The organism is Nocardia terpenica (assembly GCF_013186535.1).
Lineage (GTDB): Bacteria > Actinomycetota > Actinomycetes > Mycobacteriales > Mycobacteriaceae > Nocardia > Nocardia terpenica.
The window spans coordinates 362,316-384,240 of sequence record NZ_JABMCZ010000003.1; the positions used below are offsets into that span (position 1 = coordinate 362,316).

The window sequence follows — 21,925 nt, forward strand, 5'->3', positions numbered from 1 at the left end:
CTCGGTTGGGTGGCGGTGCCCGTCTCGGTTGGGTGGTGGTACCTGTCCCCGTTGGGTGGCGGTGCCTGTCCCCGTTGGGTGGCGGTGCCTGTCCCCGTTGGGTGGCGGTACCTGTCCCCGTTGGGTGGCGGTACCTGTCCCCGTTGGGTGGCGGTACCCATTTCCCCGTTGCGCGGCCCCCTGGGGCCGCGCAACGGGGATCGCTCAGGGGCGGCGGGCGAAGCGGCCTGCGTCGGCTTGGTCTCGGGGCTTGACGATGATGGTGTCCAGGTCGACGTGTGGGGGGCGGCTGGCTACGAAGCCGACGATTTCGGCGATGTCCTGGGCTACCAGGGGATCGATGCCCTCGTAGACCTTGGCGGCGCGGTCGGCGTCGCCGGCGAAGCGGACCAGGGAGAATTCGGTTTCCACTGCGCCGGGGGCGATTTCGGTGAGGCGGACCGGCTTGCCCAGCAGTTCGCCGCGCAGGGTTCGGTGCAGGACGCCCTGGGCGTGTTTGGCGGAGGTGTAGCCGGAGCCGTTGTCGTAGGTGCGGAATGCGGCCACCGAGGTGATGGTGACGATCAGGCCGTCGCCGGAGGCGATCAGCTTGGGCAGCAGGGCCCTGGTGACGCGCAGCGTGCCGAGCACATTGGTCTCCCACATCCAGCGCCAGTCGTCCAGATCGGCGTCGGCGACCGTCGCCAGGCCCTTGGCGCCGCCCGCATTGTTGACCAGCACGTCGGCCCGGTCGATCGCCTCGGTGAAGGCGCGCACCGACTCCTCGTCGGTCACGTCCAGCGGCAGCGCGGTCGCGCCGATCTCCGCGGCCAGCCGCTGCAGCCGATCGGTGCGGCGCGCGCCGATGTACACGTGGTAACCCTGCTTCGCGAGTTCCCGGGCGGTGGCTTCGCCTATCCCCGAACTGGCTCCCGTCACGACGGCATTGCGAGTGGTCATAGCCCGAGCTTAGGTTCCGAACCCCGCGGGCTCGTGTGTGGTTGCGCACGCCCCGGGCACGACGGCGGCGGCTAGCCTGGCGCTCATGGCTATTCGGGAAGTGATGAGCGCGGACGGCACGAGCATCGTCTATCAGGTGACCGGACCCGCGGACGGGCGGCCGCTGGTGCTGCTGCACGGCTGGGCGGGCAACCTGCGCAACTGGGGCGCGGCGGCGGACGAGCTGGCGCGCCGGTTCCGGGTGATCGCGGTCGACCTGCGCGGCCACGGCTACTCCGACGCTCCCGAGACCGGATACGACGACCCCAAGAACTGGGCGGCCGACATCGCGGCCGTGCTGGCCGGGGAGGGCATCGAGACGGGCGCGGTGCTGCTCGGCTGGTCCTACGGCGGCATCGTGCTCACCGACTATCTGACCGCCTACGGCACCGGCGCGGTGGCGGGGGTCGTCTACTGCGGCTCGCAGGCGGGCATCGGCCGCGGTGTGCTCGGCGCACAACCGGGACCGGCCATGCAGCAGGCGATTCCGGATGTCTTCGAAGACAGCGCGGGCCGGGCGCTGCGCGGCTTCGGCGCGTTCGGCAGCGCCAACACCGGCGGCGCGCGGGACCGGGGCGCCGACGCCCAGCGGCTGTTCGGCGGCAGCCTGTCCACCCCGCCGCGGGTGCGCAAGGCCCTGTTCTACCGCACCGTCGACAACACCGAGACGCTGCGCACCCTGGACGTGCCGGTCCTGGTGCTGCACGGCACCGCCGATCCGGTGGTCCCGATCGAGAACGGCCGCTACATCGCCGAGGCCGCGCCGGACGTGCGCACCTCCTACTGGGACGGCGCCCAGCACGGCCTGTTCATCGAGGACACCGCGCGCTTCGTCGCCGAGGTCACCGGCTTCATCGCCGGGCTGGACTGAGAAACAGCCCGCGCCAACGTTTTCCGACCCGCCGGGGCGGGGGAACATCCGCACCCGCGCGGCTGTTGCGACAGTCGGCTCCGCCGAACCGGAGCCCGTTGATCCCGTGTGATTTCGGGCACACGCCGAGGCGTGGCGGGCGACTCCGACGGCGGCCCGCGCCGCCGCCGAGTCGGCGCGCTGAGGCATGCATTCGGTACGGTTGTGCCACTTCGCATTTGCCGTCAACCCCGCTCCGCCGCCGAAACATTGCTGATCAGGCGCGTTGCGCCGGATGCCTCGAATCGCATTGTGATGGCTGTCACTTGGCGGTGGAGCTCGTACCGACCGCCTCGCTCGGGCGTGCACACTGGAGAGGTGAGTCAGCGCTCGGACATACGGCCCCATCGAATTGCCGTCTTGTCGGTGCATACCTCACCACTCGCGCAACCGGGCACCGGCGATGCGGGCGGCATGAACGTCTATGTGCTGCAGACCGCCATCCAGCTGGCCCGCCGCGGCGTCGAGGTGGAGATCTTCACCCGCGCCACCTCCTCCAACGACGAACCGGTCGTCGAGGCCGCCCCCGGCGTCCTGGTCCGCAATGTGGTGGCGGGCCCGTTCGAGGGACTCGACAAGCACGATTTGCCGACCCAGCTGTGCCCCTTCGCGGCCGAGGTGCTGCGGCAGGAGGCCCGGCAGCTGCCCGGCCACTACGACCTCATCCACTCGCACTACTGGCTGTCCGGGCAGGTCGGCTGGCTGACCCGGGACCGGTGGCGGGTGCCGCTGGTGCACACCGCGCACACGCTGGCCGCGGTGAAGAACGCCTACCTCGCCGAGGGCGACACCCCCGAGCCCCCGGCCCGCGAGATCGGCGAGAAGCAGCTCGTCGCCCAGTCCGACCGCCTGGTGGCCAACACCACCGAGGAGGCCCGGCAGCTGGTCGAGCTCTACGACGCCGACCCCGAGCACATCGACGTGGTGCTCCCGGGCGCCGACCTGACCCGCTACACGCCGGGCGACAAGGCCGCCGCGCGAACCGAACTGGGCCTGTCGCAGGACGAGCAGATCGTCGCGTTCGTCGGCCGCATCCAGCCGCTCAAGGCACCCGACGTGCTCATCCGTGCCGCCGCGCACCTGCTGCGCGACCAGCCCGGGCGCGCGCTGCGGGTGCTCATCGTGGGCGGCCCGTCCGGCACCGGCCTGGACCGCCCCGACGCGCTGATCGAACTGGCCGCCGCCCTCGGCATCGCCGACCGGGTCACCTTCCTGCCGCCGCAGCCGCCGCACCGGCTGGTGCGGGTGTACCGGGCGGCCGATCTGGTCGCCGTGCCCAGCTACAACGAATCCTTCGGCCTGGTCGCCATCGAGGCCCAGGCCAGCGGCACCCCGGTGGTCGCGGCGCACGTCGGCGGGCTGGGAACCGCTGTGCGCGACGGTGTTTCGGGCCTGCTGGTGCCGAGCCACCGCGCCGACGACTGGGCCGCGGCGCTGCGCGTGCTGCTGGACGATCCGGCCCGGCTGGTGCGCATGGGCGTGGCCGCCGCCGACCACGCCACCAACTTCTCCTGGGCGCACACCGCCGACGGCCTGCTGGACAGCTACGAGGTCGCGCTGGCGGGGTATCGCGGAATGCGGTCGCGGCTGGCGGGTACCTTCTCGGTCGAGAGCACTCAGGCCAGGTCGCGGGCGCTGTGGCGGCGCCGGATGGGAGTGGTGCGGCGATGACCGACACGTCGCGGCTGATCGAGGACACGCTGCGGGAGCGCGAGGTCGACTACACCCGCGAGGGCGAGTCCACCTTCGTCGTGGTGCTGCCCGGCGAGCGCAAGCTGAAGACCACCGTCATGCTGACGGTCGGTACGCACGGCGTGCGCTTCGAATGCTTCGTCTGCCGCAAACCGGACGAGAACTTCGAGGGCGTCTACAAATTCCTGCTTCGCCGCAATCGCCGCCTCTACTGCGTGGCCTACACCCTCGACCGCGTAGGCGACATCTACCTCATCGGCCGCCTGGCCACCCACGCGGTAACCCCCGACGAACTCGACCGAGTCTTCGGCCAAATCCTCGAGGCCGTGGACGCCGACTTCAACGTCCTCCTGGAACTGGGCTTCGCCGAATCCATCCGCCGCGAATGGAAATGGCGTGTCTCCCGCGGCGAATCCCTCAAAAACCTCCGCGCCTTCGAACATCTGGTGGACGCCGACGAGAACTGAGTCATACTCGCTCGTCGACGGAAGGTGGTCCACATGGCGGTGCTGGCGCTGGATATCGGGGCGACGAAGTTTGCGGCCGGGGTGATGGATGCAGGTCCGCGGGTGCGCGATGTTCGGGTGACGGCCGTTCCGCGGCAGAAGGCGTGGGAGACCTGCCGGGGGCTGCTGCTGTCGGTGGCGGGGAATGTCGACGTTACGGCGGTGGGGATCGGGTCGGCGGGGCCGGTGGATGTGCCCGCGGGGGTTACCGCGCCGTTGAATATTCCGGAGTGGAGTGGTGGGTTTCCGATTGTTGCGGCGGTGGGGGAGTTGTTTCCGCGGGCGGAGATTCGGTTTGCCGTCGATGGGGCGTGTCTGGTGCTGGCCGAGCATCATCTCGGGGGGTTGCGGGGCGTGCGCAACGGTCTCGCCATGACGGTGTCGTCGGGTATCGGGGGCGGGATCATCGTGGACGGCCGGGTCGCGGGTGGGCAGACCGGAAATGCCGGGCATGTCGGCCATATCGTGGTGCCCGGTTCGGAGGATCCGTGCGGGTGCGGTGGGGTGGGCTGTGTGGAGGCCGTGGCCAGCGGCATGTCGTCGGTGCGGTGGGCGCGGTCGCAGGGCTGGGGCGGGGACTCCGGCCTGGAGCTCGCGCGGGCCGCCCATGCCGGGGAGCCCATTGCCGTGGCGGCCCTGGATCGTGCGGGAACCGCACTGGGGCAGGCGATTTCGTCCGCCGCCGCGCTGCTGGACATCGACCGGGTGGTGATCGGCGGCGGGTTCTCCGAATCCGGTGCGCCGCTGTGGGATCCGATGCGGGCGGCGATCGCCCGGCACGCCCGCCTCGGCTTCCTCCGCGACCTTCAGGTGCTGGAGTCCCGAATCCACAACGGCGCCACCCTCGCCGGCGCGGGCATCCTCGCCGGCGCCCCCGCGCACGGCTGACGACGATGCCCGCCGTGCGGTCGCGACCTTTTCGGCGAGGTCGGATGGGGTCCGACGTCGGTGCGCAGTGCGATCGTGTCCGTGGCAGGATGTCGGGCATGACGTACACCCTCGTGCTGCTGCGCCATGGCGAGAGCGAATGGAATGCCCTCAACCTGTTCACCGGGTGGGTGGACGTGCACCTCACCGAGAAGGGCATAGCCGAGGGTAAGCGGGCCGGTGAGCTCCTGGCCGAGCAGGGGATTCTGCCCGATATCGTGTACACCTCGCTGCTGCGGCGGGCGATCGGCACCGCGAATATCGCGCTGGACGCCGCCGACCGGCACTGGATCCCGGTGGTGCGGGACTGGCGGCTCAACGAGCGGCACTACGGCGCACTGCAGGGCAAGAACAAGGCCCAGATCCGCGACCAGTACGGCGACGAGCAGTTCATGCTGTGGCGGCGCTCCTACGACACCCCGCCGCCGCCGATCGAGACCGGCAGCGAGTACAGCCAGGACGGCGACCCGCGCTACGCCGATATCGAGGTGCCGCGCACCGAATGCCTGAAGGACGTCGTCGCCCGCATGATCCCGTACTGGGAGTCGACCATCTCCAAGGACCTGCTGGCAGGCAAGACCGTTCTGGTTGCCGCGCACGGCAATTCGCTGCGCGCCCTGGTGAAGCACCTCGACGGCATCTCCGACGACGACATCGCGGGCCTGAACATCCCCACCGGCATCCCGCTGCGCTACGAACTCGACGAGAACCTCCGCCCGATCGGCCCGGCCGAATATCTCGACCCCGAGGCCGCCGCAGCCGGCGCCGCCGCGGTCGCGGGCCAGGGCAACAAGTAAGGACGTCCGGAGCCGGGCGGCGGTTGTGTGACCTCACTCTCACCTACCGATCCGTAGCTATTGCCCGGCTCCGGGCACCGATTCCCGCTCGATCCCGTTCCGCGGTAGTCGGATCCGGGCCGGTCGGGAGTGGTCTGGAACACTTTCGGTAGGTAAAGCCCCAGGCCGTCGCGTTGTCGCGCGCCGCGGGTGAGGGCGTGAGCCGGTGAGAGAATTTTGGTGCGGTTAGTGTAACCGGCAGTTTGCAACTTACTTGTCGGTAGTTAGACTCTCGAACGTTCGAGCCATTGCAGAGAGATGGATCACGTCCGATGAAGTATGCGCTGCGCGCCACAGTGGCGTTCGTCGCCGCCGCGGCGGTTGTTCCCTTCTTCACCATCCCCGCGAGCGCGGCATCGCTGCCCACCGGACCGGACGGCGGCGCCGCGGGCGCCGCGTGGACCGCCACCGAGGACGGGCCGCAGCAGTACCCGAACATCCACATCGACTGGGACGTGCCGATCACCATGAGTGACGGAACGGTGTTGAAGGCCAACGTCTATCGGCCCGCCGACGCCTCCGGCCGCGCGGTGGACGTGCAGACCCCGGCCGTGGTGAACCTCACCCCGTACACCAAGCTGGTATCCAATCTGGCCGACCATGCGGGATCGATCCCGGGCCTGTCCGACGCGCTGCTGGGCCTGCTGCGCCAGATCGACCTCAGCGGCACCCCGCTGTCCGGCATCACGGATCTGACCAAGGCGTTCGGCGGCGGCGAGCTGCGCAACTTCTCCGTCGACCGGCAGCTGGTGCGCGGCGGCTACACCCAGATCGTGGTCGATGTGCGCGGAACCGGCTTCTCCCAGGGGGACTGGGACATGCTGCGCCAGCGCGAGCAGCAGGACACCGTCGAGGTGATCGACTGGGCCTCGAAGCAGCCGTGGTCGGACGGCAAGGTCGGCATGAGCGGCATCTCCTACTCCGGCATCAACCAGGTGCAGGCCGCCGAGAAGCATCCGCCCGCGCTGAAGGCCATCTTCCCCATCGTGCCCGGCAGCGACCTGGTCGACGACGTGCTCGCGCCCGGCGGCGGATTCGGATTCAACTTCATTCCGCTGTGGCTCACCGCGATCAACACCCTGAAGTGGGTGCCGGATGTGCAGTCCATCCTCACCGGCAAGTTCGACACCAAGTGGCTGACCGACCGCGCCGCCGACCCACTGACCTACATGGACGCGCTGCTGAGCGCCTACACCAGCACGCGCATGGAGGATCTGAATCCGCGGGTGCGGGGCCTGCTCACCGACTTCACCTCCGAACGCAAGGCGTGGCTGGGCGATCCGACCGAGATCCGGGTGCCGACCTTCGTGACCGGCGGCTGGCACGACCTGTTCACCTACTCGGAATCCAAGATCTACAACCAGATTCCGCTGCCGCCCGGGCGCAAGCAGCTGCTGATGGGCAACACCTACCACGTCAGCTCCGGCAACGAGTACGGCAAGCCGGGCCTGCCGCCGCGGCTGGACGTGCTGCAGCGCGCGTGGTTCGACAAGTGGCTCAAGGGGATCGACAACGGGATCGACAACTACGGCCCGGTGACGCTGCGCGAGCAGGGCGGCGGCTGGATCACCCAGGACGGCTTCGGCGCCACCGCCCCGGCCGAGGAGGCGTCGTCGTATCGGCGAATGTATCTGTCCGCCAACCGAAGCGGCACCGCGAACAGTGTCTACGACGGTTCGCTGACCGCCGCGGCGAACAACGACACCGCCCGCCTGACCGTGGCCCCCGGCCTGACCACGCTGTGCTCCAACGACGCCGCGCAGGCCACCGCCGGTGCGCTGTCCATCATCGATGGATGCGCCAAGGATTCGCGGGTCGCGGAGCTGAACGCGCTCACCTTCACCAGCGCGCCGGTCGCGGGCGCCACCACCATCTCCGGCCCGATCGCGGTGCGGCTCAACACGGTTCAGGACGCGGCCGACGGCTACTGGGTGGCGACGGTGAACGACGTCGCGCCCGACGGGCAGTCGACGGTGCTGTCCTCCGGCCAGCTGATGGCCTCGCTGCGGCAGGTCGACGAGGCCCGCAGCACGCGCTCGGCCAACGGCGACTACACCGACCCGCGCGCGTTCACCTCGCTGGACAAGCGGCAGCCGACCGTCCCCGGCCAGGCGACCACCCTCGATATCGCGCTCCCGGGCACCCAGGCGGTCCTGCAGCCCGGCCATCGCCTGCGGATCGATGTCTTCGCGGGCAATTTCCCCAAGGGCCTGCCGATCCTGCCGATGCTCGTCGACACGGGCCTGAAACCCGAACACGTGCAACTGGATCCGGCCAACCCGAGCTTCGTCAACATTCCGGTCCGGGGTAACCCGGGCTGGTGAGACGGGGCTCCCCCCGAGTGTCCCGGGCGCGCACAACGGCGTGTGCTCCCGGGACTTTTCCGTCGAGCGCGCGGCGGCCGAACGGGCCGACGAGGGGGCCGGAAAATTCGCCGATGCGGAATGAGAGGGATTTCACAATGCGTCCGGCGGTGCGGCGCGGGACACTGTCGGCGGGTCCGATGGGTCGACCGTTCACGTCGGCGTCGGGCATTCGTGAGATATGTGGTGCCGCAAGGAAAACTGCGCCTGGCATGGTTTCTCGGGTCCGCAAATCGTGACCCGAGGGGTGGCGGGTCCCGGTGGAACGCCGCGTAAACACCTGGCGAACTCCGGCGGACGCCACCGTGACCTGCGCGAAACTTCGTGAACCAGGCCCTGGACGACCCCTTTGCGACCGTACGATTCAGGGGTGAGCGTTCCCCAGGCCGTGCTGCTGGCAGTTCTCGCGGCCGTTGTCGGCCTGGCTGTCGGTGGTTTGCTCATCCCGTATGTGAATGCCCGGCAGGCGCAGCGCCGCGAGGCCGATTCCGGTCTCACCATGTCGCAGGTGCTCGACCTGATCGTGCTCGCATCCCAGAGCGGAATCGCGGTCGTGGACGAATATCGCGACGTCGTACTCGTGAATCCGCGCGCCGAGGAATTGGCGCTGGTGCGCAATCGATTACTCGAGGAACGCGCCTGGGCGGCCGTGGAGAAGGTGCTCGCCAGCGGTGAGAGCGTCGATTTCGACCTCACCGCGAAGAATCCGGTGCCCGGCCGCAGCCGTATCGCGGTGCGCGGTGTGGCCCGGCCGCTGTCGCGCGAGGAATCCAATTTCGTGGTGCTGTTCGCCGACGACGATTCCGAACAGGCGCGCATGGAGGCGACCCGGCGCGATTTCGTAGCGAATGTCAGCCACGAACTCAAGACCCCGGTCGGCGCGATGAGCCTGCTCGCCGAGGCGCTGCTGGAATCGGCCGACGATCCGGATTCGGTGCGGCACTTCGGGGAGCGCCTGCTGATCGAATCCCGGCGCATGGGCAAGATGGTGACCGAATTGATCGCGCTGTCGCGGCTGCAGGGCGCGGAGAAACTGCCGCAGCTGGAGGCCGTGGAGGTGGACACCGTGGTCGACGCCGCCATCGAGCGCTCGCGGACCGCGGCCGAGGCCGCCGGCATCACGGTGAGCACCGACGCCGACAGCGGGCTCGAAATCCTCGGCGACGAGACGCTGCTGGTGACGGCGCTGTCGAATCTGGTGGAAAATGCCATCAACTACTCGCCGAAGGGTTCGCACGTCTCCGTCAGCCGATCGCTGCGCGGCGGCCACGTGAACATCGCGGTCACCGACCGCGGGATCGGTATCGCCAAGGAGGATCAGGAGCGGGTCTTCGAGCGGTTCTTCCGTGCCGACAAGGCGCGCTCGCGCGCCACCGGCGGGACCGGGCTCGGGCTGGCTATCGTCAAGCACGTGGCAGCCAACCACAACGGTGAGATCACACTGTGGAGCAAGCTGGGCACCGGCTCGACGTTCACGCTGCGCATCCCCGCGGTCGACACCGACACACAGAGTTCCGTCAACCCGGCGGAGAAGAAAGGTCCCACGGCAATCCAGGTGGGAAAGAAGGAAACCGGCCCGCGCCCCGCAGGGCGGGCCAGACCCAACGGTGTGGAGGCAACCCGATGACGAGTGTGCTGATCGTCGAGGACGAGGAGTCGCTGGCCGATCCGCTCGCGTTCCTGCTGCGCAAGGAGGGGTTCGAGGTCACCGTGGTCGGCGACGGTCCATCCGCGCTGGCCGAATTCGACCGCTCGGGCGCCGACATCGTGCTGCTCGACCTCATGCTGCCCGGCATGAGCGGTACCGACGTCTGTAAACAGCTGCGGACCCGCAGCAGCGTGCCGGTCATCATGGTGACCGCCCGCGACAGTGAGATCGACAAGGTGGTCGGCCTGGAGCTCGGCGCCGACGACTACGTCACCAAGCCGTACTCCTCGCGCGAGCTGATCGCGCGCATCCGGGCGGTGCTGCGCCGCGGCGCGGGCGAGGATCTGGACACCACCAACGAGAGCGGCGTGCTCGAGGCCGGACCGGTCCGCATGGACGTGGACCGGCACACCGTGCAGGTCAACGGCAAGCCGGTCACGTTGCCGCTCAAGGAGTTCGATTTACTCGAATACCTGCTGCGCAACTCGGGCCGGGTGCTGACCCGCGGCCAGCTCATCGACCGGGTGTGGGGCGCGGACTACGTCGGCGACACCAAGACCCTCGACGTGCACGTCAAGCGCCTGCGCTCGAAGATCGAGGCGGACCCGGCCAAGCCGGAACACCTGGTCACCGTGCGCGGGCTGGGATACAAGCTGGAAGCCTGAGCCGGAAACGCCCCTCGGAATTCCGAGGGGCGTTCTCGTGCGCGCAGCGTCAGACCACGTGCACCCAGGCGGTGCCCAGCTGCGGCAGGTCGGTCCTCGACAGCGGGAACCAGCCGAAGTCGTCGTGCTGCATGCAGTCGAACAGCGGGACGGTGGTGCCGTTGCCCTTGCAGGCGATCGGGTTGGCGGTGCCGTACGGACTCACGATGATCTGCTTGCCGTTCTGCTGCGCCGACAGCGCCGCCGGATCGGTGTAGTTGACGAAGTTGGCGTTCTGCAGCGAGTAGTCGTTGGGGTCGGCGGTGGGATCATCGGCGTGCGCGGCGGGAGCGAGGGCCAGCGCGGCCCCGGCGACGAACACAACCGAAGCCATGAATTTCCTCATCATGGGCAGCATGCCTACCACCCCACAATGAATCCCTCATGGCGAAATGGTGTCTTCCCGTCGATCCCGGCACGCCTCCCCATAGGTCCCGGCATGCTTTTGGCCGGGACCTACCCGAGGAACTCGCAAACGGCCGTGACGACCGCCCCCAGCCGGGCCCGGACCTCCTCGTCGTCGATCCGCCCGTCCGCGCCGACGGCATTGCCCGGCAGGGTGATTCGCGCGCACGCCGACTCGATCACCCGCGCCCCGACATAGCCGAGCACGGTGCGCAGCGAGGCCGCCGCGCCGTCGCCGCGGCCGGGCGGGGCCACGGTGATCCAGGCGACCGGCTTCTCGTACAGATCGGCGGTGCCGACGGTCCACTCCAGCAGGTTCTTCAGGCTGCCCGGGAGCAGTCCGGCGTATTCGGGCGCGCAGAACAGGACGGCATCGGCGGCGGCCAGTTCCTCGCGCAACGCGGCGACCGCCGGTGGCGCGGGCGCGTCGCCGGGAACGAACGCGGGCAGCTCCGCGAGCCCCCCATACAACCGTGTCGAGACCCCTTGCGGCGCAACCTCGGCGAGCGCCGACAGGGTGGCGGTATTGCTCGAGCCGGGCCGAGTGCTACCCGATATCAACAGGAGTCGAACGCGCTGCGCCGCTGAATTACCCATGTAGGTACGAAATCAGTTGCTGTGCTGCGTATTCCCCGGCTATTTCTTTTCCTCTGCCGCGGCGGTGGCCGGGTGGACGGCGATCAGGCCCAGGCCCTCGCGGCGCTTGCAGTGGCGGGCGAGTTCGTCGTACGCCTGCTGGCCGATCAGCTCGATCAGTTCGGGGGCGTATGCCTGCCACACCGGGCGGGTGCCGACGTGGGCGTCGGGGGAGCCGGTGCAGTACCAGTTCAGGTCCAGGCCGCCGGGACCCCAGCCGCGGCGGTCGTACTCGGTGATCACCGTGCGCAGGATCTGCACGCCGTCGGGGCGGTCCACCCAGTCCTGGGTGCGCCGAATCGGCAGCTGCCAGCACACTTCCGGCTTCACCGTGAGCGGCTCCAGGCCCTTGCGCAGCGCCATGCTGTGCAGCGCGCAGCCGATGCCGCCCTCGAATCCGGGGCGGTTGAGGAAGATGCAGGCGCCGTCGTAGCGTCGGGTGCGCAACGCCGGTTCGTCGTCGAGCTCGTCCTCCTCGAGGTACAGCTTCTTGCGGACCTTCCCGGTCGCGTCGCGGGCCTCGTCCATCAGCTGCCAGTCCTCGGGTGTGAGCATTTTCACAGCCTTCTGCAGCTTCTTGCGATCGTCGTCGTCGCACAGGAACGCGCCGTGCGAGCAGCATCCGTCGTCCTCGCGCCCGGCGATGATGCCCTGGCACGCGGGCGTGCCGAACACGCACGTCCATCGCGACAGCAACCACGTCAGATCGGCCGCGATCGTGTGCTCTTCGTTTGCGGGATCGACGAACTCGACCCACTCCCGCGGGAAGTCGAGATCGACCTCCGGGGTGGGATCGATCTTCGCCGCTGGTCGCAGCCCAGTCGGGGCGCTCGCGGAAGCTCCTGCCGTCACATCGCCAGAACCTAACAGCATTCCAAGGTCAAGTGCAGTACCGGGCCGTTGTCGTCCCGATAGGCCGCTCGGCACCATCCGAGACCTCGAGCCAGTACCGTGTTCTTGTGCGGCTCGGTGTGCTCGATGTGGGAAGCAATACCGTCCACCTGCTCGTGGTGGACGCGCATCGGGGTGGCCACCCGATGCCGATGAGTTCGACAAAGGCGACCCTGCGCCTGTCGGAGAACATGGACGACCACGGCCGCATCACCGGCGAGGGCGCCCATCGGCTGGCCAAGACCGTCGCCGAATTCGCTTCCATCGCAAAGACTTCCGGCTGCATGCAGCTGATGCCGTTCGCCACCTCCGCGGTGCGCGAGGCCACCAATTCCGAAGAGGTGCTGACCCGGGTGCGCCGCGAGACGGGCGTCGAGCTGCGGGTGCTGTCCGGTGTCGACGAGGCCCGGCTGACCTTCCTCGCGGTGCGCCGCTGGTACGGCTGGAGCGCCGGGCGCATCCTCAATATCGACATCGGCGGCGGGTCGCTGGAGATGAGCAACGGCTGTGACGAGGCGCCCGACTCGGCGCTGTCACTGCCCCTGGGCGCGGGCCGGCTCACCCGCGACTGGCTGCGCGAGGACCCGCCCGGTAAGCGCCGGGTCGCGGTGCTGCGCGACTGGCTCGACGCCGAATTGGTGGTGCCCGCCAAGCAGTTGCTCGAGCCCGGCCGTCCCGACCTGGCCGTCGGCACCTCCAAGACGTTCCGGACGCTGGCGCGACTCACCGGCGCCGCCCCCTCTGCCGCGGGCCCGCGGGTGCGGCGTAGTCTCACCAGTTCCGGTCTGCGGCAGCTGATTGCGTTCATCTCGCGAATGACCGCTGCCGACCGGGCAGAATTGGAGGGCGTCAGCACCGATCGGTCCCAGCAACTGGTGGCCGGCGCATTGGTCGCGGAGGCGAGTATGCGGGCGTTATCGCTGGATACTCTCGAGATTTGCCCTTGGGCGCTGCGGGAGGGACTGATCCTGCGCAAACTTGATACCGACCTGGACAGCGAACCCGGGGCCGGAAACGGCCGACGCAGTGGAGTACCGGGCCCGACCGAAACGGTGTCGCGATGAGTGACGAATCGACCCAGCTGTCGGTCGCCGAACTACTGGCCCGCAACGGCCAGGGCGTCCCGGCGTCCGGCGGTGGGCGGCGGCGGCGCGGTGGCCGCGGTATCTCGGTGACCGAGCTGACCGGCGATCTCCCGTCCGTTCGCGAGGGTTCGTCCTCGCACGCGGCGCCCGACGCCGAGGACCCGTCCGACTACCGGATGGATGCCCCGCCCGCGGCCGTGGAACCGTCCTACTCGCCGCTGTCCGGCCCGATCTCCTACTACGACCCGCTGGCCCCGTCCGCCCCGGAGCCGAGCTACCGGCCCCCCGCCCCACCGGATCCCGCGCCCCGCGATGCGGTGAATTTCGGCTGGGAGCCGCTGGCCGGATCGTCGGCGCCCACCCTGCACAGCATGGCCGAGGCCGACCGCCGCGACCCGTTCGCCAGCCCCAACGGCGCGCACCCGACGCCCGGCGGCCGCCGCGCGCGGCGCGAGCGCCTGGAGGCGGAGCAGGGGCCGGAGCCGGATCGGTCCATGCCGGAACCGCCACCGGCGGGCGGTCGCCGTCGCCGCCGCGACCACGACGACGAGACCACCGAGGTGCGGCCGTTCCGCGGCCCGGCGCCGCAGGCCGATCCCCAGGCCAATATCCCCACGCTGGGCTGGTCGCCGACGCGCGCGCCCGAACCGCCCGCCGCTCCCGCGCTGCCGCGCCGCGACCGCACCGCCGAGCGGCCCGATCGCGGTCCGCGGCCCGAGGTCGGGCAGCGCGCGGAGCCGGGCCCGTACCCGCGCTCCGGCCGCCGCGGCGACGCCCCGCCCGAGCCGGGGTTGCCCGCGTGGTCGGCGCGAAGACGGCCCGGTCCCGACGCCCCGGGCCCCAAACCCGGCCGCCCCGAACCGGATCCGGCGGGCGCGCCGACCGCCATGTGGTCGATGGCCAATCGGGACCAGCAGTTGCTCGCCGGGCCCACGGTCGCGGGCGATCTGCTCCGCGACGCCGCCGAGCGCGGTGATCGCCGCGGAACGGGCAAGCGCCGCGAATCCGGAGGACGCCGCGGCGGCACCGATCTGCTCGAATACGACGACCGCACCGACGTCTACGAGCCGCTCGAATCCGACCGCGGCGGCATCGATCTCGACGAGGACGACGAACCGGCCCCGCCGAAGAAGCGGGCCGCCACCCGGTCCACCCGCGGCGCGGCCGCCCGGTCCCGGGCCGCGCGCAAGAAGGACGACGACGCCGCCCGCAAGCAGTGGATGATCCTCGGCGGCCAGGCCGTCGGCGCGGCCGTCGCGGGCATGCTGCTGTTCAAGGGCTTCGAGAAGATGTGGGACGTGCTCCCGTTCGTCGCCCTGACGCTGGCCATGGTGGTGATCCTCGGGCTGGTGGCGCTGGTGCGGGTGCTGCGCCGCACCGACGACATCTACAGCACCGTGATCGCCGTGGTGGTGGGCATTTTCGTGACGCTGGGTCCGCTCGCCTTCCTCCTCAGTACGAACTGACCGGGAGTGAGCCAGTGGGCAAGTACGGTCGGGCGGCAACCACCATCAGGGTGGGGCTGTCGACGGCCTCGGTGTACCCGGAGAACACCGAGGCCGCCTTCCGATACGCGGCCGAATTGGGTTACGACGGCATCGAATTGATGGTCTGGGCCGAGCCCGCCAGCCAGAGCATCGCCACCGTGCAGGGCTACGTGCACCGCTACGGCGTACCCGTGCTGGCGATCCACGCGCCGTGCCTGCTCATCTCGCAGCGGGTCTGGGGCGCGGATCCGGTCGCGAAACTGGAGCGCAGCGTGCACACCGCCGAGGCGCTGGGCGCGGCGACCGTGGTGGTGCATCCGCCGTTTCGCTGGCAGCGCCGCTACGCCGACGGTTTCGCCGACCAGGTCGCCGAGCTCGAGGAGAACGGCCCGGTGGCGGTGGCGGTCGAGAATATGTTCCCGATGCGCGCCGACTCCCTGTTCGGCCGCGGCGGGGGTGCGGCCCGGCGGCTGGAACGCCGTGGCGGCCCGGGCCTTTCGGTCACCGCGTTCAGCCCGTCCTACGACCCCACCGACACCGGATTCCGGCACTACACCCTGGACCTGTCGCACACCGCCACCGCCGGAACCGATCCGCTGGCCCTGGCCGCGCGCATGGGCAGCGGCCTGACGCACCTGCATCTGGCCGACGGCCGCGGCGCCGCGCACGACGAGCATCTGGTGCCGGGCGAGGGCACGCAGCCCTGCGCGCAGGTCTGCGCGGCCCTGCTGGACAACGGTTTCCGCGGGCAGGCGGTGGTCGAGGTGAACACCCAGAACGCCCGCACCACGCTGGATAGGGCGGCCATGCTGCACCGGGCGCTCACCTTCGCCCGCACCCACCTCGACAACCTGCGCCCCGCGCCGGCGCCGACCGGAGCCCACCACCGGGCCTGAGCCGATCGGTGGTGCGTTCGTCACATCCTGTCGGGAATCCTGTATCCATCGGTGACACTTATACGCTGTACGGCCGAGACGGCAGGAAGGAGCGACGGGTGACGGACGTGGCCCTCGACACGACGCAGGCGGACCGAGATCTCGACGCCCCGTTCAGCCGGGTGTGCGCGCTGACCGAGCTGGCCCCCGACCCGTCCGGGAACGGTCGATACCGCGGTGTCATCGATCCGATCTGGACCGTCGGCAAGAAGCTGCACGGCGGCACCATGGTCGCGGCGAGCGCGGCGGCCGCGACCCGCCGACTCGGCGCCCTCGCACCCGAACTCGCCGCGATGTTCCCGATCGCGGCCAGCACCGACTTCCTGGGCGCGCCCGATCCCGGCGAGGTCGACTACGAGGTCCGCATCCGCAAGACCGGCCGCCAGATCTGCCTGGTCGACGTCGATCTGGTGCAGGACGGCCGCACCCTGGTGCACAGCGCGGTCACCCTCGGCCACCTCGACGACGCCGCGCCCGTCTACGCCCCCGACAGCTATACCGACATGCCCGCCGAGCCGCCCGCCGACTCCATCGCCTACGCCCCGGACAATCCGATGGGCCGCCTCGTGCACGTCGCCGAGGGCGCCTCGGTGGCCATCGACCGCCGCTGGGCCCGCTTCCTCGACGGCGAGCAGGGCGAGCCCCGGCTGCGGGTGTGGATCCGCCCCCGCGCGGGCGACGAGCAGGATCCGGACGTATCCGCGTACTTCGCCATGATGGCGGGGGACATGAGCCCGCCCGTTCCGATGAACCTGGGCCGATTCGGCTGGGCGCCGACCGTCCAGCTCACCACCTACCTGCGCCGCCGCCCGGCCCCCGGCTGGCTGCGAATCATCGCCACCACCCACGAGATCGGCGAGCGCATGTTCGACGAGGACCAGCTGGTCCTCGACTCCACCGGAGCCGTCGTCGCCCAGAGCCGCCAACTCGCCCTCATCCCACTGCCGCGCTGATCGCGTGGTCGGCCCCCGATTAGCCTTGACGCCATGACGAGAATCGCGGTGATCGGTGGCGGGCGGATCGGGGAGGCGTTGCTTGCGGGGCTGCTCGAATCCGGGCGGCAGAGCAAGGATCTGGTCGTCGTCGAGCCGGTGCCGGTGCGGGCCGAATTCCTCGCCGAGCGGTTCGGCATCCGGGCCACCGACAGCGTCACCGACGCCGTCACCGGGGCCGACGTGCTGATCATCGCGGTGAAGCCGAACGATGTCGACGGTGTGCTCACCGAACTGGGCAAGGCCGCCCTCGATGGCGACCGCGATCAGGTGCTGGTCTCGCTGGCCGCCGGGGTGCCGACCGCGCGGGTGGAGGCGAAGCTGCCCGCCGGATTCTCGGTGGTGCGGGCCATGCCCAACACACCGATGCTGGTCGGCCAGGGCATGTGCGCGATCGCACCGGGCCGGTTCGCGCGATCCGAGCATCTGAGCCTGGTGACCGAGCTGCTCGAGGCGGTCGGCAAGGTGGTGACCGTCGCCGAGCACCAGATGGACGCGGTGACCGCGGTGTCCGGCTCGGGCCCGGCCTACTTCTTCCTGGTCGTGGAGGCCATGATCGAGGCCGGCGTCGGCCTCGGGCTGACCCACGAGGTGGCCAATCAGCTGGTGGTGCAGACCATGCTGGGCTCGGCGGCCCTGCTCGACGAGTCCGGGCAGGACCCCGGCGAACTGCGGGCCGCCGTCACCTCGCCCGCGGGCACCACCGCCGCCGCGGTCCGCGAGCTCGAGCGCGGCGGAGTGCGCTCGGCGTTCTGGGAGGCGCTGCACGCCGCCAGGCGACGCTCCGCGGAACAGGGCGCAACGGGCGATTGACCGGCGGGTTCCGACGCGGAAAATCCGATTTCTCCCACCCGTCGCAGCAATCCCACTGGTCCCGCTAAGCTTCAAGGAGCACGTGCGTGTCTGTTCCGCCGGTGGGGAAGCCGGCGGCGCGGACGTGCCGGAGGTCAATGGCGCAATGATGTCTGGAAACAGCTCAGCGAGTTCGGGACCCGTTATCGGTGGAGGCACGCAGTTCCTCACCGTCGCCGAGGTGGCGAATCTGATGCGGGTGTCCAAAATGACGGTGTATCGGCTCGTTCACTCGGGCGAACTGCCCGCGGTCCGAGTCGGTAGATCGTTCCGAGTCCATGCGAAAGCCGTGCACGACTATCTGCAGACGTCCTACTTCGACGCGGGCTAGCGGCGTCGACTGACATGGACCGGGGCCGATCACCATGGTCGGCCTCGGTTCGCTCGGGTCCGTCGGCCCAGGTCCCGTCGGCCCAGGTCTGATCTGGTCCCGTCGGCCCAGGTCCGGTCTGGTCCCGTCAGCCCCGGCGTCAGCCGGGGCCGACACCCGTTTCGTTCGCAGACGGGTGGCCCGGTACGATGAACCACCGTTGTGTTCGCCGCCGCCCGGCGCGCGAACGTGCGCCCGGCCGCGGGCGACCCGAAGCATTGGGCGTACGTAAACCGGCGTGCGCGCCGAGGTAGAGAGAGAACGCGAGGAACAACCCTATGGGTTCTGTGATCAAGAAGCGCCGTAAGCGTATGTCGAAGAAGAAGCACCGCAAGCTGCTTCGCCGCACGCGTGTGCAGCGCCGTAAACTCGGCAAGTGAGCCACCGCCGATCCGGCGAGTTGCCCGGGAGCCCGTCACCGTCCGGTGACGGGCTTTTCCTTTTGAAAGCCGATGATTTTAAAAGGATTTCGGTTTCCGGTGTGGGAAGTCACCGTTAGAGGCAGGTTAAAGGCATCGGAGTCCGCCCCGCCGACGGCTACCCTGGAACACGGGAACAGGCGAAACGGGGTGCTGGTAGGTGGGATCCGGCGTGGGTTCTGGCGTGCGGGACGGACATCCGCCCAAGGTCGTGCTGGTCACCGGCGCGAGCGGATTCTTCGGTGGCAACGTGATCGCTCGGCTGGCGGCCGACCCGGCCGTCGAGCGCATCATCGCCGTCGACGCGCGGATGCCGAGCCCGGAGCTGTCCCGGCGCTTCGGCCGGGCCGAGTTCGTGCGCGCGGATATTCGAAATCCCTTGATCCGCAAGGTTTTCGACGGTAATCAGGTCGACACCGTGATCCATCCGGCGGTGCTGTCGCGGCCGCCGTCCAGCGGTGGCCGCGCGGCGATGAAGGACTTCAACGTGCTCGGCACCATGCAGCTGCTCGCGGTGTGCCAGAAGGCGCCGACCGTGCAGCGCGTGGTGGTGCGGTCGTCCTCGGCGGTATACGGGTGCAGCTCGAAGGATCCGGCCAAGTTCACCGAGGAGATGAGCGCGCGCACGCCACCGCGCGGGTGGTTCGCGCGTGACATGATCGAGGTGGAGGGCCTGGTGCGCGGGCTGGCGCGGCGGCGGCCGGATATCGCGGCCACCATCGTGCGCTTCCCGCCGATCGTCGGCCCGCGGCTGGCCTCGCGCGGGGTGCAGTACTTCCGCTCGCCGGTGACGCCGACGATCCTGGGCCGCGACCCGCGCCTGCAGCTGCTGCACGAGGAGGACGCCATCGCCGCGCTGACGCATGCCGCGTCGGCCGGGATCGGCGGCACCTTCAATGTGGCCGGCGACGGTGCGCTGGCGCTGTCGCAGGCCGTGCGCCGCGCCGGACGCCTCGAGCTGCCGGTGCCGTTCGCCCTGTTCCGGACCGTGGGTCGAACCTTCATGGGACCGGCTATGCGGGAGTTCACGACCGAACAGATCGACTACTTCCACTTCGGCTGCGGGCTGGACACCACCCGCATGCGTGCCGAACTCGGTTTCCAGCCGCACTGGACCACGGTGCAGGCATTCGACGACTTCGTCGGGGGCGCAGCGTTGCGGCCCGTCATCGATCCGCGGTGGATCGACGCCGCAGAGAACAGACTGCTCGGCCTGATCGGGGCCGGTTCGGGAGCACACCAATGAGTGACGTGGCCAAGGTGATTCAACTGCACGACCCGGACGTCGAGGCGCGGCATCGCTCGCCCGCCAGACGCTGGCCCGGCGAGTCCGGGCCCAGTCCGGTGACCTCGCTGACCGACCGGATCGCCGAAACGGCGCCGCCGGCGCCGCGGACGCTGACCGAGCTCGTCCGGGGCGCGGTCGCCGACGGCATCCGCGGCACAGCCGATTTCGCGCGCCGCCGGCTCACCGGCGACTACCAGGTGGACGAGTTCGGGCTCGACGAACATCTGCTGGAATCGGTGGTCCTGCCCGCGCTGCGACCGCTGTCGGAACTGTGGTTCCGGGTGCAGGTCGACGGAATCGACAATCTGCCGGAATCCGGCGGCGCGCTGATCGTGGCCAACCACGCGGGCGTCGTCCCGCTGGACGCGCTGATGTTGCAGCTGGCCGTGCACGACCACCACCCCAAGCAGCGGGTATTGCGATTGCTGGCCGCCGATCTCGTCTTCGATCTGCCGATCCTCGGTGAGCTGGCGCGCAAGTCCGGCCACACCCTCGCCTGCCCCGCCGACGCCGAACGCCTGCTGCGCACCGGCGAGTTGACCGGTGTATTTCCCGAGGGATTCAAGGGAATCGGCAAGCCCTACGGTGAGCGGTACAAATTGCAGCGCTTCGGGCGCGGCGGATTCGTCTCGGCCGCAGTGAAATCCGGGGTGCCGATCATCCCGTGCTCGATCGTCGGTTCGGAGGAGATCTATCCGAAACTCGCGAATCTGGAGCCGCTGGCCCGGCTGCTCGGGCTGCCGTATTTCCCGGTGACACCGCTGTTTCCGCACCTGGGACCGCTGGGTGCGATTCCGCTGCCGGCGAAGTGGTACATCGAATTCGGCACGCCCATTCCGACCGGCGGTTACGAACCGGAGGCCGCCGACGATCCGATGACCATGTTCGAGGTCACCGACCAGGTCCGCGAGACCATCCAGCAGACCCTGTACAAGCTGCTGACCAAGCGGCGGAATCCCTTTACGGGGTAGCGGATTCCCGCTTGCGGGTGAGCACCGCCGCCGCGGCGCCCCCGGCCGCCCCCAGCGCCAGCGCCGTGGGCACGCCGATCTTCGCCGCCTTGCGCCCGGTGCGGAAATCGCGGATCTCCCAGCCGCGGTTCTTCGCGACCTCGCGCAGATCCGAATCCGGATTGATGGCGACCGCGGTGCCCGCCAGCGACAGCATCGGGACGTCGTTGTGGCTGTCGGAATAGGCGGTGCAGCGCTTGAGATTCAGGCCCTCGCGAATGGCGAGCGTGCGCACCGCGTGCGCCTTGCCCAGGCCGTGCAGAATATCGCCGACCAGGCGTCCGGTGAACATCCCGTCGACGCTCTCGGCGACCGTGCCGAGCGCGCCGGTCAGGCCCAGCCGCTTCGCGATCACCTGCGCCAGTTCGACCGGGGTGGCGGTCACCAGCCACACCTGCTGGCCCGCGTCCAGATGCATCTGCGCCAGCGCCCGGGTGCCGGGCCAGATCTTGTCGGCGATGATCTCGTCGTAGATCTCCTCGCCGAGGGCGGCCAGTTCGGCGGTGGAGCGGCCGGCGATGAAGGCCAGCGCCTTCTCCTTCCCGCTGGCCATATCGCCCTTGCTCTCCTTGCCGGTGACCCGGAATTTGACCTGCTTCCAGGCGATGTCGACCAGATCGGAGGTCTTGAAATATTTGCGCGCGGCCAGCCCGCGGGCGAAATGCACGATGGACGCGCCCTGCACCATCGTATTGTCGACATCGAAGAACGCGGCCGCGGTGAGATCGCGCGGGGGATGGGTGTGCGGCGTTCGGTCCGAATCCGCCTCGCCGCCACCGGATTCCGCGAGTTCGGCGTCGTGCAGCGCGAGGGCCGCGTCGGCGCTGGCCTCGCCCGCGAGGTTGGCGCGGACCTCTTCCTCGCTGGGCCCGAACGGGCTGCGGGTAATGCGGGTGAGCTGGTCGGACAGGCCCTGACTCCAGCGTGCCGGGAATTCGCCGAATCTGCCCGCGATGAACCCCGTCCTCGCCTCTTTCGATCGTTCCGGCAC

The 21,925-nt window shown here is 69.7% G+C and carries 22 protein-coding genes; 17 read left to right on the plus strand and 5 right to left on the minus strand.

Annotation, left to right across the window (positions count from 1 at the left end; genetic code table 11):
- Positions 1 to 204: 204 nt before the first annotated feature.
- On the minus strand, positions 205 to 939 hold the full coding sequence (locus HPY32_RS23145; protein ID WP_067594575.1) for an SDR family NAD(P)-dependent oxidoreductase: 735 nt from the start codon (positions 937 to 939) through the stop codon (positions 205 to 207).
- Positions 940 to 1,024: 85 nt separating this feature from the next.
- Here HPY32_RS23145 and HPY32_RS23150 point away from each other — a divergent pair, with 85 nt between their 5' ends.
- The 8 genes from HPY32_RS23150 to HPY32_RS23185 all read left to right on the plus strand — a co-directional run bounded on the left by HPY32_RS23150 (position 1,025) and on the right by HPY32_RS23185 (position 10,525).
- On the plus strand, positions 1,025 to 1,849 hold the full coding sequence (locus HPY32_RS23150) for an alpha/beta fold hydrolase (RefSeq protein WP_067594572.1): 825 nt from the start codon (positions 1,025 to 1,027) through the stop codon (positions 1,847 to 1,849).
- 357 nt (positions 1,850 to 2,206) lie between these two features.
- Complete coding sequence (gene mshA, locus HPY32_RS23155) at positions 2,207 to 3,559, plus strand: D-inositol-3-phosphate glycosyltransferase (protein WP_067594569.1); 1,353 nt, start codon at positions 2,207 to 2,209, stop codon at positions 3,557 to 3,559.
- Positions 3,556 to 4,047, plus strand: a complete 492-nt coding sequence (locus HPY32_RS23160; RefSeq protein WP_067596245.1) for a type III secretion system chaperone family protein — start codon at positions 3,556 to 3,558, stop codon at positions 4,045 to 4,047. Before mshA ends, HPY32_RS23160 begins: the two co-directional genes overlap by 4 nt.
- A gap of 33 nt (positions 4,048 to 4,080) precedes the next feature.
- Positions 4,081 to 4,974 carry an ROK family protein gene (locus tag HPY32_RS23165; protein ID WP_067594566.1) on the plus strand — a complete coding sequence of 298 codons (894 nt, stop codon included), beginning with the start codon at positions 4,081 to 4,083 and terminating at the stop codon, positions 4,972 to 4,974.
- Between the two features lie 89 nt (positions 4,975 to 5,063).
- Positions 5,064 to 5,810 carry a phosphoglyceromutase gene (locus tag HPY32_RS23170; protein ID WP_171983027.1) on the plus strand — a complete coding sequence of 249 codons (747 nt, stop codon included), beginning with the start codon at positions 5,064 to 5,066 and terminating at the stop codon, positions 5,808 to 5,810.
- Positions 5,811 to 6,121: 311 nt separating this feature from the next.
- The gene (locus tag HPY32_RS23175; protein ID WP_067594563.1) at positions 6,122 to 8,173 is read left to right on the plus strand and encodes a CocE/NonD family hydrolase; all 2,052 of its coding nucleotides are present in this window, start codon (positions 6,122 to 6,124) and stop codon (positions 8,171 to 8,173) included.
- Positions 8,174 to 8,582: 409 nt separating this feature from the next.
- Positions 8,583 to 9,839, plus strand: coding sequence for a sensor histidine kinase (locus HPY32_RS23180; protein WP_067594559.1), 1,257 nt, complete (start codon positions 8,583 to 8,585; stop codon positions 9,837 to 9,839).
- Positions 9,836 to 10,525, plus strand: coding sequence for a winged helix-turn-helix domain-containing protein (locus HPY32_RS23185; RefSeq protein ID WP_067594556.1), 690 nt, complete (start codon positions 9,836 to 9,838; stop codon positions 10,523 to 10,525). Before HPY32_RS23180 ends, HPY32_RS23185 begins: the two co-directional genes overlap by 4 nt.
- Before the next feature lie 49 nt (positions 10,526 to 10,574).
- Here HPY32_RS23185 and HPY32_RS23190 read toward each other — a convergent pair whose 3' ends face one another.
- The 3 genes from HPY32_RS23190 to HPY32_RS23200 form a co-directional block, all read right to left on the minus strand.
- Entirely contained in the window at positions 10,575 to 10,898 is a 324-nt protein-coding gene (locus tag HPY32_RS23190) for a hypothetical protein (RefSeq protein WP_156674729.1), read from the minus strand.
- Positions 10,899 to 11,020: 122 nt separating this feature from the next.
- Entirely contained in the window at positions 11,021 to 11,566 is a 546-nt protein-coding gene (locus HPY32_RS23195; protein ID WP_067594553.1) for an NADPH-dependent FMN reductase, read from the minus strand.
- Between the two features lie 39 nt (positions 11,567 to 11,605).
- Positions 11,606 to 12,457, minus strand: a complete 852-nt coding sequence (locus tag HPY32_RS23200; protein WP_373686658.1) for a DUF3109 family protein — start codon at positions 12,455 to 12,457, stop codon at positions 11,606 to 11,608.
- A 107-nt stretch (positions 12,458 to 12,564) separates the two neighbouring features.
- Between HPY32_RS23200 and HPY32_RS23205 the strand changes: the two genes are divergently transcribed.
- From HPY32_RS23205 to HPY32_RS23245, 9 genes are all read left to right on the plus strand, one after another.
- Complete coding sequence (locus HPY32_RS23205; RefSeq protein ID WP_231951895.1) at positions 12,565 to 13,560, plus strand: Ppx/GppA family phosphatase; 996 nt, start codon at positions 12,565 to 12,567, stop codon at positions 13,558 to 13,560.
- Entirely contained in the window at positions 13,557 to 15,047 is a 1,491-nt protein-coding gene (locus HPY32_RS23210; protein ID WP_067594550.1) for an Rv0497 family membrane protein, read from the plus strand. Before HPY32_RS23205 ends, HPY32_RS23210 begins: the two co-directional genes overlap by 4 nt.
- A gap of 50 nt (positions 15,048 to 15,097) precedes the next feature.
- Positions 15,098 to 15,964, plus strand: a complete 867-nt coding sequence (locus HPY32_RS23215) for a sugar phosphate isomerase/epimerase family protein (RefSeq protein ID WP_171983162.1) — start codon at positions 15,098 to 15,100, stop codon at positions 15,962 to 15,964.
- A gap of 161 nt (positions 15,965 to 16,125) precedes the next feature.
- The gene (locus tag HPY32_RS23220) at positions 16,126 to 16,956 is read left to right on the plus strand and encodes a thioesterase family protein (protein WP_067596239.1); all 831 of its coding nucleotides are present in this window, start codon (positions 16,126 to 16,128) and stop codon (positions 16,954 to 16,956) included.
- Positions 16,957 to 16,989: 33 nt separating this feature from the next.
- Positions 16,990 to 17,808 (plus strand): pyrroline-5-carboxylate reductase, encoded by an 819-nt coding sequence (gene proC / locus HPY32_RS23225; protein WP_067594546.1) that lies wholly within the window; start codon positions 16,990 to 16,992, stop codon positions 17,806 to 17,808.
- 145 nt (positions 17,809 to 17,953) lie between these two features.
- Positions 17,954 to 18,178: a helix-turn-helix domain-containing protein gene (locus tag HPY32_RS23230; RefSeq protein ID WP_067596238.1), complete on the plus strand. Its 225-nt coding sequence runs from the start codon at positions 17,954 to 17,956 to the stop codon at positions 18,176 to 18,178.
- 317 nt (positions 18,179 to 18,495) lie between these two features.
- The gene (locus HPY32_RS23235; protein ID WP_003402602.1) at positions 18,496 to 18,597 is read left to right on the plus strand and encodes a 30S ribosomal protein bS22; all 102 of its coding nucleotides are present in this window, start codon (positions 18,496 to 18,498) and stop codon (positions 18,595 to 18,597) included.
- A gap of 211 nt (positions 18,598 to 18,808) precedes the next feature.
- Positions 18,809 to 19,882 carry an NAD-dependent epimerase/dehydratase family protein gene (locus tag HPY32_RS23240; protein ID WP_067594543.1) on the plus strand — a complete coding sequence of 358 codons (1,074 nt, stop codon included), beginning with the start codon at positions 18,809 to 18,811 and terminating at the stop codon, positions 19,880 to 19,882.
- Complete coding sequence (locus HPY32_RS23245) at positions 19,879 to 20,895, plus strand: lysophospholipid acyltransferase family protein (RefSeq protein ID WP_067594540.1); 1,017 nt, start codon at positions 19,879 to 19,881, stop codon at positions 20,893 to 20,895. The genes HPY32_RS23240 and HPY32_RS23245 overlap by 4 nt, the downstream gene beginning before the upstream one ends.
- On the opposite strand, the gene HPY32_RS23250 is transcribed toward HPY32_RS23245, so the two are convergent.
- Complete coding sequence (locus HPY32_RS23250; protein ID WP_373686659.1) at positions 20,885 to 21,925, minus strand: HAD family hydrolase; 1,041 nt, start codon at positions 21,923 to 21,925, stop codon at positions 20,885 to 20,887. The genes HPY32_RS23245 and HPY32_RS23250 overlap by 11 nt on opposite strands.

Excerpts from the sequence above, each read along its gene's own strand:
- HPY32_RS23145 (WP_067594575.1), bottom strand. The coding sequence starts at position 939 with ATGACCACTCGCAATGCCGTCGTGACGGGAGCCAGTTCGGGGATAGGC.
- HPY32_RS23150 (WP_067594572.1), top strand. The coding sequence starts at position 1,025 with ATGGCTATTCGGGAAGTGATGAGCGCGGACGGCACGAGCATCGTCTAT.
- HPY32_RS23160 (WP_067596245.1), top strand. The coding sequence starts at position 3,556 with ATGACCGACACGTCGCGGCTGATCGAGGACACGCTGCGGGAGCGCGAG.
- HPY32_RS23165 (WP_067594566.1), top strand. The coding sequence starts at position 4,081 with ATGGCGGTGCTGGCGCTGGATATCGGGGCGACGAAGTTTGCGGCCGGG.
- HPY32_RS23170 (WP_171983027.1), top strand. The coding sequence starts at position 5,064 with ATGTCGGGCATGACGTACACCCTCGTGCTGCTGCGCCATGGCGAGAGC.
- HPY32_RS23175 (WP_067594563.1), top strand. The coding sequence starts at position 6,122 with ATGAAGTATGCGCTGCGCGCCACAGTGGCGTTCGTCGCCGCCGCGGCG.
- HPY32_RS23185 (WP_067594556.1), top strand. The coding sequence starts at position 9,836 with ATGACGAGTGTGCTGATCGTCGAGGACGAGGAGTCGCTGGCCGATCCG.
- HPY32_RS23190 (WP_156674729.1), bottom strand. The coding sequence starts at position 10,898 with ATGGCTTCGGTTGTGTTCGTCGCCGGGGCCGCGCTGGCCCTCGCTCCC.
- HPY32_RS23195 (WP_067594553.1), bottom strand. The coding sequence starts at position 11,566 with ATGGGTAATTCAGCGGCGCAGCGCGTTCGACTCCTGTTGATATCGGGT.
- HPY32_RS23210 (WP_067594550.1), top strand. The coding sequence starts at position 13,557 with ATGAGTGACGAATCGACCCAGCTGTCGGTCGCCGAACTACTGGCCCGC.
- proC (WP_067594546.1), top strand. The coding sequence starts at position 16,990 with ATGACGAGAATCGCGGTGATCGGTGGCGGGCGGATCGGGGAGGCGTTG.
- HPY32_RS23230 (WP_067596238.1), top strand. The coding sequence starts at position 17,954 with ATGATGTCTGGAAACAGCTCAGCGAGTTCGGGACCCGTTATCGGTGGA.
- HPY32_RS23235 (WP_003402602.1), top strand. The coding sequence starts at position 18,496 with ATGGGTTCTGTGATCAAGAAGCGCCGTAAGCGTATGTCGAAGAAGAAG.
- HPY32_RS23245 (WP_067594540.1), top strand. The coding sequence starts at position 19,879 with ATGAGTGACGTGGCCAAGGTGATTCAACTGCACGACCCGGACGTCGAG.